Origin of the sequence: Methylobacter psychrophilus, assembly GCF_025583945.1 — a bacterium.
Lineage (GTDB): Bacteria > Pseudomonadota > Gammaproteobacteria > Methylococcales > Methylomonadaceae > Methylobacter_C > Methylobacter_C psychrophilus.
This window is the reverse complement of record NZ_JAOEGU010000003.1, coordinates 113581-127021: the sequence shown is the minus strand read 5'-3', so window position 1 is coordinate 127021 and position 13441 is coordinate 113581. Positions and strand designations below refer to the sequence as shown.

The following is a 13441-nucleotide window of genomic DNA, read 5'->3' as shown; positions in this document are numbered from 1 at the left end:
TTTAGATTAAGTTTTGTTTAGCCAATGGGCAATTTGCGCATAACCCAGAACAGCAATGATAGGGAATAAACTGGCAAAGGCTATTAAGCCAAAGCCATCCAGCAACGGGTTTCGGCCCGGTACAGCTTCGGCCAGTCCCAAGCCTAACGCAGTAACCATGGGTACGGTAACCATTGAAGTTGTTATCCCGCCTGAGTCATAAGCCAGTCCTATAATCATTTTAGGGGTAAAAAAGGTTTGGATCAGCACAATAACATAGCCCGGGATTATGAAATAATAAAGCTCTATTCCTGTGACAATTCGAAAAGAGCCAAGCGCCAAGCCAAAACCAACGCCGATGGCTACAGCAATACGTAATCCCCACGCATTTATGGTGCCGCCGGAAATTTGTTCGGCTTTAAGGGCGACAGCGAGTAAAGAAGGTTCAGCTAATGCTGTAGCGAAACCGATGCTGGCAGCAAAAATATAAATCCAGAAATAAGTTTGCCAGAAAATGGTTTGATCGAGTGGATTAATGCCTAAAAATTCAGGGGTGGTCAATTGCGATGCCATTATACTTCCCAGTGGAAACAACGCCATATCCAGGCCTTCCAAAAAAAAAGCAATGCCTAGTAGAACATACAAAAAACCGATCAGTGTTTTTTTAAGACGGGGTAAGGGTTTACGAATAACCAATAATTGAAAACCGATAATAACAGTGACAATAGGCAAAATATCTTTACAGATTTCAAGTAGTTGCAGGACAAAATTAACCAGCCACTCAATCATATAATCATCCCGTAAGCCATCACAAAAATCATCGGTGTTATTGAGGCAAGGACAATCAGTCCAAAGCCGTCTGTCATCGGATTACGACCCTTGATGGCAGTAGCCAGTCCCACACCCAAAGCGGTTACCAACGGCACGGTAATCGTCGAGGTTGCGATACCACCGGCATCATAAGCGATGCCAATAATTTCAGCGGGTGCAAAGGGTGTCATGAGGGCTACACAGGCATAAGCGCAAAAAACCGGGTAATAGACGGGCCAGCCACGAATAATTCTTAATATGCCGATTAAAATGGAAAAACCAACAGACAGGGCGACAGCCATACGCAATCCGAAGGCATAATTGTCCTTGGCAATATCGGTTTGTTCGATCATGTTGCCCAAACTGGCGATATTTGCCGCTTTTTCAGCAATGGCTAACAGGGCTGGTTCAGCAACGGCTGCTCCAAAACCCAGGCAAAAGGCAAAGGCTAGCAGCCAGAATAAACTGCCTTTGTTGGCGAAAGCATAAGCCATTGATTCGCCAAGAGGAAAAAGGCTTTGTTCCAGTCCCTGAATAAACAGGGTAAGACCAACAACAACAAAGAGTGCGCCGGTAATTAAATTAGCGGCATCAGGCAAAGGCTGACGAATAACCAGAACCTGAAAAATCAAAACAACGACAAGAATTGGAGTTAGATCTATAAAACTGCTGAATAGTTGTTGCACAAAACGGTTCTTTAACATAGGCTTTCCAATTTTTTAACATCATCTGATTGTATAGTAAATTGGAAGAGTAAAGCTACCCTGGAGATAAGAAACTTAAAAGTTCAGTGGGTTTTAAACATTGCCAATTTGGCTTAAAAGAACTATAACTTTGTGCAATCGCTGAAGGTTATTATTAGTTTTTTTTAGGTGATTTCTTGGGAATAGCAGGTCCGGCTTGCCGGTTTTTTATTGACTGCATCCTTGCAGTCGTTGTTAATAAATAAAAAAGAGGTCTATTTATCTTTGGGTATCACCTTATCTTGAGTCCGTACGTTGCAGTACTATCGCAACCGCTGCTGCACGGGTTGCTACGCCAAGTTTTTCAAAAATATGTTCCAGATGTTTGTTGACGGTACGATGGCTGCTTTCGAGTATTAGTCCGACCTCTTTGTTGGTTTTTCCACGCGATATCCACATCAGTATTTCCGCTTCACGAAAGGTAAGCCCTAAAGAATCTTTTAATGAGGCAAGATTCCATTCTCGGCTACTTTTCTTTAACAGAAGCAGATACTCACCAGAGCTTTGGCAGGGTGCCATTTTGATTGAGAAACCGGTGTTGGTCAGATAATCATCGGCGGATTCCTTGTCAGTTGTAGCTGCAGATTCAAGGTGTTTTTTTGCCCAGGCGAGTATCGGTTCGGGTAAATAGTCATTGATTGCTATTGATGCAGTGGGTTGCATCACTTCGGTGAGCAGTGTTTTAGCTGCAGGGGTTAGCCAGGTAATACAGCCGGAGGCATCGATAGTCAATGCCGAGAACGTGCCTTGACTTAGTGCATTTTCTGCACGCCGTTTATCGCGAGCCAAGCCAAGATGGACATCTATTCTGGCCAGCACTTCCGGTGGACGAATCGGTTTGATAATATAATCCAGGCCGCCTTCGCTAAAGCCGCGAAGCAGGTCGTCAAGTTCGCTTAAACCGGTCATGAATAACACCGGAATATCGGCTTTAAGCGGATCAGCTTTAAGTCGTCGACAGGTCTCAAAACCGTCGATACCTGGCATGAGAACATCCATCAAAATGATATCGGGTTTTAAATAATCAATTTGTTCCAGCGCAGCCAAGCCGTCAGTAGCGACTAATACCCGATAACCCGCTTCGGACAGAGTATCGGACAGCAGCGCCAGATTACCGGGCGTGTCATCAACAATCATCACCGTGCCATTGACGTAGGGTGTTTCAATTTCCATTCGAGAATCTCATGTTTAAATAGCCATTGGATTTTTTTATAATCCATTATTTGAATGATTTGTTACCCTGGCCGCAGGGTTTATTTATGCTAATAGTTTCTTGATTTCAGCAATACGAAATTCACTGGCCAATACTTTAACTCTTGACACAAACGGTTGATATTTTGGTTGCTTCCTGATCAGTTCATCAAGGTGCTTGTTAAGTCCTAAAAGATCACCTATTCGCACAAAATGGACGAGATTTTCAATTTCGTCGGCTGGTGGTAGTAATAGAGGGGCTTCCGGTGGCGTACCAGCCAAGTCCATATCATCACTTTGACAAATCCAGTTTAGCGCCAGATGTAGTTTTAGCTTGTTTAACAAGTGCGGAACCTTGACAGGTTTAGCCAGAAAATCATTGGCTCCGGCATTCATGGCATTAAGACGGTCAGCCTGATAGGCATTGGCGCTAAGTATTATAATCGGCATTAACAGGCCTTTATTACGCAGTTGTCTGGTAGTTTCCGAGCCATCGATTCCAGACATGGCTAAATCAAGCAGGATAAGATCAGGCTGGATTTTCTCTACCTTTAACAGGCAATTTTCACCAGAATCGGCTTCAGTCATTATAAAGCCTAAGGGTTCCAGAATTGATATCATTAAATCACGGTGATCATCTTGATCATCAACAACCAGTATTTTTTGCCGATGCCCCTGGTAACCGGCAATGTTTTCGATTTCATAAATGTCGGGGCTGTCTCCGAGGTTGGCTAAAAATAGCCGTACTGTAAAAGTGGAACCCTGACCTGGATTACTGGTGACAGTGAGCTCTCCACCCATAATTTCAGCGAGAATTTTACTGATCGTTAAGCCCAGACCACTGCCCGAGATAGCGGTTCCAGTGGCATTGTGCAAGCGGGTGAAAGGCTCGAAGATATCTTGTAACTGTTCCTCCGGAATACCTTCACCGGTATCGATAATCTCGAATTTGGCAACGCCTCCGTTATAGCTGATGCTAAAAATGATCTCGCCTGTCTGCGTAAATTTAACGGCATTGCTCAGGATGTTAATCAAAATTTGTCCAACCCGTCTTTCATCCGCTCGTACCCGTTGCGGTAGGGTATTGATTATCTGACAACGAAACGACAAGCCTTTATCTTCCGCTTGGGCTTTGTAAATACGCATCAAATGCTCAATAAATTCATGAAAATTAAACGGCTCGTAGTTTAATTCAAATTTACGTGCTTCGATGCGGGCAATATCAAGTATATCCTCTATTAGAGCCGATAAATGTTCGCCACTACGCTTCAGTGTATCAACTGCCTGCCTTCTGTTTTCAGGTATACTTGGGTCTTTGTGCAGTATATAGGAATAGCCGATAATACTGTTTAAGGGGGAACGTATTTCGTGGCTCATATTGCTGAGAAAACGGCTTTTCGCCTGATTGGCCGTATTGGCCATTTTCATGGATTCCTTTAATTTACTGTCCGTTTTTTTATGCTCTTCAATTTCTAATAGTAACAGTTGAGTCTGTTTAACCGTTTCTTCCTGCGCCACCCGTCGACTTTCCACATTTAGTATCAGCCACCAGGTACACAGGCCGATAAATACCAATAGCGAGGCGTAAATTTTAAAAAAATTATTCAGTAGCAGATGAAACGATGCAAAGTTATGTTGCACACTCATCAGATCCTGATAATAAATGATACTGATAAAAACCCCAGTCAACATAGACAGGAATAAAAACATCAGGGTAAAACGCAGTAAGCGCAATCGGGATGTCATATCCATCGCCGCAGGCAGGCAGCGCTTTGCCAGTATCTCCAGATAATCATCAAAACGAAACCCGGTTTTGCAGGCGTCCAGGCAGCGTGCATCCAGGGTACAGCACAGCGAGCAAATGCTGCCGGCATATGCCGGGCAATAAGCCATGTCTTCATGCTCGAACTCATTTTCGCAAATCGAACATTTATTGGCTGACTTGGGGTTGTTTTCGTCGCGGTCGCGCGTCAGGTAATGTTTGCCGTTTGTTAACCAGGCAATGGTCGGTGTTAGTACAAATGCCAGTCCCAAGGCGATAAAACCTGAAAATGCTTTGGGGATTTCTCCAAACAGTCCGATATAGGCCAGTATTGACACTAGTGAGGCACAGAGTGTGGAAAAAATACCAACAGGATTAAAATCTGATAGATAGGCGCGCTTGAATTCAACGATATTCGGGCTTAAGCCCAGCGGTTTGTTGATCATTAATTCTGCGGCAATCGTACAAATCCAGGCAATCGCCATATGAGAAAACAATCCCAGCACTTTTTCCAGTGCGCCAAACACACCAAATTCCATTAGCAACAGGGCGATCAATACATTAAACAGTAACCAGACGACCCGTCCCGGATGGCTATGGGTCAGCCGCGAAAAAAAGTTGGACCAGGCCAGCGAACCGGCATAGGCATTGGTTACATTAATCTTGACCTGGCTGAGAATGATAAATAGCGTGGTGGCCGCCAGCGCCCATTGCGGATTGCTGAACAGTTGGTTATAGGCCACCAGATACATTTGGGTAGGTTCATGGGCATGTTCCGGGCTGATGCCGTGACGTATCGCCAAATGTGCCAGCAAAGCGCCCAATAACTGCCTGAGCGCTCCAAATATAATCCAGCCCGGCCCGCCGGCAATCATTGCGGCCCACCAGCGTAACTTGTTCGCTTCGGTTTTGTCCGGCATAAAGCGTAAAAAATCCACTTGTTCGCCGATCTGCGCCATCATGGAAAATGCGATTGTCGCTGCGGCACCGAACAGTAGCCAGTCAAAGCCCTGCCCACTGCCGGCAAACCAGAAATAGGTTTTTAAGATCGGTATTGCATCAGGTTCGCGCATTGCTACTGCTACATAGGGTGCGATGAGTAACAGTAACCATAACGGCTGTGTCCACAACTGCATCCGGCTAATGGTGGTTATGCCGAAGGTCACCAGAGGGATTACCAGTACCGCACTGATAATATAAGCAATTGCCAACGGAATATGGAAATACAACTCAAGTGCCAGCGACATAATCGAGGCTTCAAGCGCAAACAGGGTGAAGGTAAAGGATGCATAAATCAACGAAGTGACTGTGGAGCCAATATAGCCAAAACCGGCACTGCGGGTTAATAAATCAATATCAATATGGTAGCGGGCAGCGTAATAACTGATGGGCAGGCTGGTGATAAAAATCACGATGGCGACCACCACAATTGCCCAAAAGGCATTGGTAAAACCGTAGTTGATCGACAAAAAGCCACCGATTGCTTCCAGCACCAGAAACGAGGTGGAGCCGAAGGCGGTATTAGCGACCTGAAACTCCGACCATTTACGAAAACTGCGTGGCGCGTAGCGCAAGGCGTAATCTTCCATGGTTTCATTGGCTACCAGAGCATTATAGTCGCGGCGAATTTTTGTAATGTGTTGATGAATGTTGGCTTTCACGGTATTCGGTTAATTCGGTTACTATCCAGAAGGCCCTTTAAAGGCGAGTCTGCAAAATTTATGAAGCGCAGATTCGCCTTTAGCCATTTAACCGGCAGATAGCATAAAAGCAACGCAGAAATCAACGTCGCTCATGACCTAAATGGAGGGTCAGCGGCGATCCCTGATTGTTAATGATAAGCTCTTTATCGCTTACCTTGTTGGTTTCATTATCACTGTCATCGGCATCGGGTTTTTCAGTATTCACCGTACCGGGTACTTGTTTCACTACCTTAGTATTCACCGTGCGGGGAACTTGTTTCACTACCACTTGCACCGCAGGCATCCATGTTGGCTTAAACGAAGTGGTCTCCGGTTTTTTGTTAAGCGCAGGTATCTTTAAATCATCCAACAGATCAAAGCAGGTAGTACTGATCTGATCAATCAGCTTTTCGGTTATTTTAGTCTGGCTGGAGTCGTTAAAAAGTCCGTGAGCACTGAAAGTCATTTTATGTTCGACAGGACTACCGGTACTGCCAATTTTACTCAGTCTGCAGCTGATCGGTAGTACGTCGGTCTTTTGGAAGTCGGCTGCTCTTGGATCCGCATTACCACTACTAAAAGAGAATCCCACGGGTGTTTCTTGATGGACTATCTTATCCAGTCTGGCTTCAAGAGTATGCGAATAATGACTGTCAGCAAGTTTGACGGGAAACTGCCATTCGGCCAGATTTTTGCTTACCTGTTCAGCTATCTGCTGCCGCGACAAATTAAAACCAAACTGTTCGATATTTTCATCAGCAAGACTGAAGGTAATCGCGGTTATTGCTGCCGGGTCGATACTCGCGGACTTGGGTTCAACGGCAAGCGCAGATGTTCCGGTAAGACCGGTAAAAAGCAGTGCGCCGATAACGGCATAGTGTTTTGGTAAATCATGCAAGCTCATGGCAGCTCCTAATTATAGTGTACCGATACTGTACGAAAATCAGCCTTTGGCTGCCATACGTTAAATGACTTATGCGTTATTTGACGGATTGTGCCGACTGGCTGAAAACTGAATAATCTTAATCGACAGCTTTACCCGCATTTCGCTATAACGAATGCATTTATATTTGGCAACAAAAGGGGGCTTTGGATGAAGAATCTTATTAAGAGGGCTTTATATGAAACAATCCTGTTGTTATTGAAATTTACCGTTAAGGAGATTGCCTTATGAAAAGTTTAATTAAATTGGATCGTAATAAAAAGCCATGGGAGCAAGAGGGCTTGATTCATAATCGCTGGCATCCTGATTTGCCTATGGTTGCAATGGTCAAACCCGGTGATGAGTTTCGTGTCGAATGTATGGATTGGACCGGCGGTCAAATAGGCAATAATGACAGCGCCAATGATATAAGGGATGTTGATTTAACGCAAGTACATTACCTGAGCGGTCCCATTGGTGTTGAAGGTGCCGAGCCGGGTGACCTGATGGTCGTGGATATTTTGGATGTGGGTACTTTTGACGATTCCCAATGGGGTTTTAACGGACTTTTTTCCAAGGAAAACGGGGGCGGATTTTTAACCGATCATTATCCTGAGGCGCGTAAATCAATTTGGGATTTTCACGGTATTTACACAACGTCCAGACACATCCCTAATGTTAAGTTTGCAGGCATTATGCATCCTGGTTTAATTGGTTGTTTGCCGTCAAGAGAATTACTCGAAACATGGAACAAGCGCGAAGCCGAGCTCATTGCTACGGATCCTGATCGCATTCCGGCCTTGGCGCTGCCACCAAATTCCCAGTCTGCGGTAATGGGTAAATTGACTGGCGATGCGGCCAAAGTGGCAGCAGCAGAAGGTGCCCGAACAGTACCTCCTCGTGAGCATGGTGGTAACTGTGATATTAAAAATCTTACCAAAGGCTCCAAAGTATTTTTTCCTGTTTATGTGAAAGATGGTGGCCTCTCCATGGGCGATCTGCATTTTTCTCAAGGCGATGGTGAAATTACTTTCTGTGGTGCCATTGAAATGGCAGGTTATCTGGATATTAAAGTTAGTTTGATTAAAGACGGCGTCAAAAAATACGGCATCAAAAATCCAATTTTTCAACCCAGTCCACTAACGCCTTCGTATCGTGATTATCTCATTTTTGAAGGGATTTCAGTCGATGAAAAAGGCACGCAACATTATCTGGATGTGCATGTCGCTTACCGTCAGGCCTGTTTAAATGCAATTGAATATCTCAAGAAATTTGGTTACAGCGGTGCCCAGGCCTTATCGATTTTGGGTACTGCACCGGTTGAAGGGCATATCAGCGGCGTTGTTGATATACCGAATGCCTGTGCGACGCTCTGGTTACCTACAGAAATATTTGATTTTGATTTGAAACCGAATGCGGACGGGCCAAAGAAAATTATTACCGGTAGCGCCGACATGGCAAAGACAAGCTAGTTATAGACAGTAATCAATGGAGTTTAGGTATGCCTTTATATGAATATCGATGTGATGACTGCGGTACTTTTTCGGCAATCAGGAAAATGAGTGAATCCAGTCTGCAAGGTATTTGCAAAAACTGTGGCGCGGCAAGTGAACGCATAATTTCTGTGCCGCACTATGCCTTGGTAGGTAACGACCAGCGTGTAGCCCATGAGCGCAATGAAAAATCAGCTCATGAACCGGCAACCAGGCGTCGCTCCAGTTGCGGATGTTCAGGTGGGCATACCTGCCAACCAGGGACGGATAAATCTCGTACCAAAAAAGATCAGGCTAGTCAGTCTGAACAGCAGGGGGCTGTTTTTCAGATGCAAACAAAGAGAACGGCAAGGCCCTGGATGCTCGGGCATTAAACAATGGGTAAAAGTTGGGATAAGAAAATTTGGATTGGATTGGGTTGGGAAGGGATTTAATTTTGAACAGATGTATGAATGTTTTATTTTTTTTAATTAGGAGAAACTGATGAGTAGTTCTGATAGGCGTCAATTTATAAAAAAGGCATCTGTTCTTGTAGGTGTCTCTCTTGCCTTGGGTCTTTCCATGGCTACGGGTAGTGCGAGTGCGGCTGATTTTCCAACGGCAGCGGTTAGCACAACGGGTCTTGCGGTTACCGATAAAACGGTAACGGTAGGTATTTTGCATTCGGCAACCGGCACTATGGCGATTAGTGAAACGGGTTCCATTCAGGCTGAAAAACTGGCGATTGCTCAAATTAACGAAATGGGCGGTGTGTTGGGTAGAAAAATTGAGGTTGTTCAGGAAGATGGTGCCAGTGACTGGCCTACCTTTGCTGAAAAATCCAAGAAACTATTGGAAAGTGACAAAGTGGCCGCTGTTTTTGGCTGTTGGACATCGGCATCTCGTAAGGCCGCGTTGCCTGTTTTTGAAAAAGATAACGGCTTACTGTTTTATCCCACTTTTTATGAAGGCCTTGAGCAATCCAAAAATGTGTTTTATACCGGCCAAGAGGCAACCCAGCAAATTCTTGCCGGTTTGGATTGGATAACAAAAGAGAAAAAGGCCAAAACTTTTTATCTGATTGGTTCTGATTATATTTGGCCACGTACTTCCATGAAAATTGCCCGTAAACATATTGAGCAGCATTTGGGCGGCAAGGTTGTCGGCGAAGAATATGTGGCTTTGGGTGATACGCAGTTTGGTTCTGTGATTAACAAAATCAAGCTAAAAAAACCTGACGTAATCTACGCAGCTGTTGTTGGCGGTAGTAATGTTGCCTGGTTTAAGCAATTGAATGCAGCCGGTTTAAACTCCAAGAAACAAACCATGCTGACTATTTCAGTAACCGAAGATGAGGTGCTGGGTATTGGTGGTGAAAATCTGGAGGGTTTTTATTCGGCAATGAAGTATTTCCAAACTTTGAAGAATCCTAATAACGATAAATTCGTCGCAGAATTCAAGAAAGCTTATGGCGAAAATGCGGTGATTGGTGACGTAACCCAAGCGGCTTATCTGGGGCCTTGGTTATGGAAAGCGGCTGTCGAACGTGCCGGCAGTTTTGATGTGGACAAGGTAGTTGTGGCATTGCCGGGCTATGAGATGACGACGGCACCTGAAGGTTATGTCAAGGTCGATGCAAACCACCATTTGTTAAGCAAGTTACGAATCGGAAAATGGCGTAAAGATGGTCAGGCTGATGTCGTTTATGAATCTGGTTTGATTAATCCTGATCCATTCCCCAAAGGTTATCAATAAAGATTGAGCTTTAGGAAGTAAGCCTGGCAGGCTTAAGTTTAAGACTGCCAGGAGGCTGTCCGTGAATAGGAATCGTAGCGAGGGAAAGCAATTTTGAGTCAGATTTTTTGATCATTTGAGGCAAATAGTTGTGCTATTAAACGAAAATGATTGAGAAATCTGGCCAAAATAGCTTTTCCGCAGTAGGTTTTCTATTCTCGGACAGTCTCCTTGGGTACTGTAAAAACAGATTTCTATGTGTAAGGTTGGTTAGCCGGAGGCTGGTTATGTTTGGATATACGATGGATGAAGTAGGCAACATTATGGTAATGCAGGGCTTTTCGGGATTAAGCCTGTTTAGCGTCTTGTTACTGATGGCGCTGGGTCTTGCCATCATTTTTGGTCAGATGGGTGTGATCAATATGGCGCATGGTGAGTTTATGATGGTTGGTGCATACACGGCAGTATTCATGTCAAAACTTGCTGTTAAATACGAGATGGTTAACTCCTATTTTGTTTTTGCCATTATTGCCGCATTTATCCTGGCCTTTTTGATAGGTTATTTAGTTGAGTATTTGTTGATTCGACATCTTTACAAACGGCCTTTGGATACCTTGCTGGCGACATGGGGCTTGAGTCTGGTCATGCAGCAAACATTTCGCTCCAGCTTTGGTGCCAAAGAAGTGAGTGCAGAGTTGCCGGAATGGTTGCTTGGTTCATTTAAACCTACCGCCGATATTGATATTCCGATTAATGGTGTGTTCGTGATGGTTTTGGCCCTGGTCGTTACGCTGGGTGTGTATTTCTTTATGTTCCGTTCAAGGGGTGGCTTGCGTGTGCGGGCAACGGTGCAAAATCGGGTTATGGCCAGTGCTGTTGGCATCAATACCCAAAAAGTCGACAGGCTTACTTTTGCTTTGGGTTGTGGTATTGCCGGTGTTTCCGGTGCAGCATTTACAACAATTTCTTCTACAGGCCCTACTACCGGCTCCCTTTATATTGTCGATAGTTTTATGGTGGTTGTCTTTGGTGGTGCAGCAAGTTTAATGGGAACCATTGCTTCAGCGTTTGGCATTGCCCAGGCACAATCTATTTTGCAATTTTTTATGACCAGTTCCATGGGAAAAGTCGCTACCTTGATGACAATTGTTATTATTTTAATGATGCGACCCGAGGGTTTGTTTGCATCTAAAGTACGTAGATAAAGGAACCTGTTATGAAAGAGCTATCAGATAAGTTGTTAGGTGGAAGGCAGGGGGCTGTTGGCTTGGCGATATTGGCTCTGTTGCTGTTTGTGGTTTTTCCCTTGTGTCTGGATTTGTTTCGCTTGGGCCTTTTAGGCAAGTATGTCACCTATGCCTTTGTGGCAGTCAGTTTGGTGTTGTTGTGGGGTAATGGCGGAATTTTAAGTCTCGGGCAAGGTATGTTTTTTGGCTTGGGCGGCTACTGTATGGCCATGTTTCTCAAACTGGAAGCATCAGACCCTGTCAGTACCAAGATTCAAACTACGCCCGGTATTCCTGATTTTATGGATTGGAATCAATTAACCGAGCTTCCCTGGTTTTGGCTACCCTTCAAGAGTTTGCCTTTAACACTGGTACTTGTGTTGGTTGTACCGACGTTATTGGCTTTTATCATCGGTTATGCCATGTTTAAACGGCGTGTGGGTGGTGTTTATTTTGCCATTATTACCCAGGCGATTGCCCTGATATTAAGTATTTTAATTATCGGTCAACAAGGTTATACCGGTGGTGTTAACGGTATTACTGACTTAAAAACCATGCTGGGCTGGGATATCAGAACGGACAGCGCGAAATACATTTTATATTTTGTTAATGCAGGCTTGTTAATCGGCTGTATGTTGCTGGCACGTTACATATTAACGTCTAAATTTGGGATGTTGTTGTTGGCGATGCGTGATAAAGAAGAGCGCGTCAGATTCTCCGGCTATGATGTTTCAAATTTTAAAATATTCATTTTTTGTGTTGCGGCCATGATGTCGGGAATTGGCGGAGCCATGTTTACGCTTCAGGTCGGTTTTATGTCGCCCAGTTTTGTCGGTATTGTACCGTCCATTGAAATGGTTATTTTTGCCGCAGTGGGTGGGCGTATGTCCTTGATTGGCGCTGTTTATGGCACCTTGCTGGTTAATTTTGGCAGGACGATGTTTTCCGAGACATTTCCGGAGTTATGGTTGTTTTTGATGGGTGGGCTGTTTATCGCTGTGGTCATGTTTTTTCCTGACGGTCTGGCTGGAATCTATGACAAGTATGCCAGGAAATTTAATATCGCCGGAGTCACGTCTAAATACGTTGCCAAATTCAGTAAAAAAGCCGCCAAAATGATCGGAGAAAAATATGAGTAATACCGACTTTGTATTGGCTATTGAAGACTTAACGGTTTCATTTGACGGGTTTAAGGCAGTTGATGCCTTATCGATGTATATCGACAAAAATGAATTGCGTGTAGTGATTGGCCCCAATGGTGCCGGTAAGACCACGGTGCTGGATTTGATTTGCGGTAAAACAAAATCGTCATCAGGCTCCATCAAGTTTAATAATATAGAACTGACCCAGCTTGCCGAGCATGAGATTGTCCGTGCCGGGATCGGCAGGAAATTTCAGACGCCTTCCATTTATGAGAATCTGACCGTTTATCAAAATCTTGAAGTGTCTTATCCGGTAGGACGGTCGGTCTGGGGCAGCTTAACTTTTAAGCGCACGCAGGCATTGAGCGAACAAGTTAACAAAATCGCGGCAGAAGTGTTACTGACTGAGCATTTACAAATGGAAGCGGCCTTGTTAAGTCATGGCCAGAAACAATGGCTGGAGATTGGCATGTTGTTGATGCAAGACCCGGAATTGTTAATGTTGGATGAGCCAGTAGCCGGAATGAGTGCTAAAGAGCGTGATCAAACAGCCGATTTACTCAATCGAATTTGTCAAAATCGTTCTGTTTTGGTGATTGAGCACGACATGGAGTTTGTGAAAAAAATTGCCCATAAAGTGACGGTACTGCATCAAGGTAAAATTTTGGCAGAAGGATCGATGGAAAAAGTTCAGTCGGATGAAAAAGTTATTGAAGTTTATTTAGGTCACTAGACGGTTTTTGATTGCAAGATAAAACCGGTTAACCAGCAAGAGGAA

11 protein-coding genes are annotated in these 13441 nt (G+C 44.4%); 6 read left to right on the top strand and 5 right to left on the bottom strand.

From position 1 onward, the window contains the following. Nucleotides 1-6 precede the first annotated feature (6 nt). The 5 genes from N7974_RS02695 to N7974_RS02675 all read right to left on the bottom strand — a co-directional run bounded on the left by N7974_RS02695 (nucleotide 7) and on the right by N7974_RS02675 (nucleotide 7071). Nucleotides 7-768 (bottom strand): DUF1538 domain-containing protein, encoded by a 762-nt coding sequence (locus N7974_RS02695; RefSeq protein WP_262964137.1) that lies wholly within the window; start codon nucleotides 766-768, stop codon nucleotides 7-9. Continuing rightward, the gene (locus tag N7974_RS02690; RefSeq protein ID WP_262964136.1) at nucleotides 765-1493 is read right to left on the bottom strand and encodes a DUF1538 domain-containing protein; all 729 of its coding nucleotides are present in this window, start codon (nucleotides 1491-1493) and stop codon (nucleotides 765-767) included. The genes N7974_RS02695 and N7974_RS02690 overlap by 4 nt, the downstream gene beginning before the upstream one ends. A gap of 276 nt (nucleotides 1494-1769) precedes the next feature. After that, the gene (locus N7974_RS02685; RefSeq protein ID WP_262964135.1) at nucleotides 1770-2705 is read right to left on the bottom strand and encodes a response regulator transcription factor; all 936 of its coding nucleotides are present in this window, start codon (nucleotides 2703-2705) and stop codon (nucleotides 1770-1772) included. 84 nt (nucleotides 2706-2789) lie between these two features. Continuing rightward, nucleotides 2790-6146, bottom strand: coding sequence for an ATP-binding protein (locus tag N7974_RS02680; protein ID WP_262964134.1), 3357 nt, complete (start codon nucleotides 6144-6146; stop codon nucleotides 2790-2792). 121 nt (nucleotides 6147-6267) lie between these two features. Further along, on the bottom strand, nucleotides 6268-7071 hold the full coding sequence (locus N7974_RS02675) for a hypothetical protein (RefSeq protein ID WP_262964133.1): 804 nt from the start codon (nucleotides 7069-7071) through the stop codon (nucleotides 6268-6270). A gap of 266 nt (nucleotides 7072-7337) precedes the next feature. Here N7974_RS02675 and fmdA point away from each other — a divergent pair, with 266 nt between their 5' ends. The 6 genes from fmdA (at nucleotide 7338) to urtD (ending at nucleotide 13396) form a co-directional block, all read left to right on the top strand. Further along, entirely contained in the window at nucleotides 7338-8561 is a 1224-nt protein-coding gene (gene fmdA, locus N7974_RS02670) for a formamidase (protein WP_243220894.1), read from the top strand. 29 nt (nucleotides 8562-8590) lie between these two features. Then, nucleotides 8591-8956, top strand: a complete 366-nt coding sequence (locus N7974_RS02665) for an FmdB family zinc ribbon protein (RefSeq protein ID WP_243220895.1) — start codon at nucleotides 8591-8593, stop codon at nucleotides 8954-8956. Between the two features lie 109 nt (nucleotides 8957-9065). Further along, complete coding sequence (gene urtA / locus N7974_RS02660) at nucleotides 9066-10316, top strand: urea ABC transporter substrate-binding protein (RefSeq protein ID WP_243220896.1); 1251 nt, start codon at nucleotides 9066-9068, stop codon at nucleotides 10314-10316. A gap of 266 nt (nucleotides 10317-10582) precedes the next feature. Further along, complete coding sequence (gene urtB, locus N7974_RS02655) at nucleotides 10583-11500, top strand: urea ABC transporter permease subunit UrtB (protein WP_262964132.1); 918 nt, start codon at nucleotides 10583-10585, stop codon at nucleotides 11498-11500. Between the two features lie 11 nt (nucleotides 11501-11511). After that, nucleotides 11512-12660 carry an urea ABC transporter permease subunit UrtC gene (urtC, locus tag N7974_RS02650; protein WP_262964131.1) on the top strand — a complete coding sequence of 383 codons (1149 nt, stop codon included), beginning with the start codon at nucleotides 11512-11514 and terminating at the stop codon, nucleotides 12658-12660. Then, entirely contained in the window at nucleotides 12653-13396 is a 744-nt protein-coding gene (gene urtD, locus N7974_RS02645; protein ID WP_243220899.1) for an urea ABC transporter ATP-binding protein UrtD, read from the top strand. Before urtC ends, urtD begins: the two co-directional genes overlap by 8 nt. The last annotated feature ends 45 nt before the right edge of the window (nucleotides 13397-13441 follow it).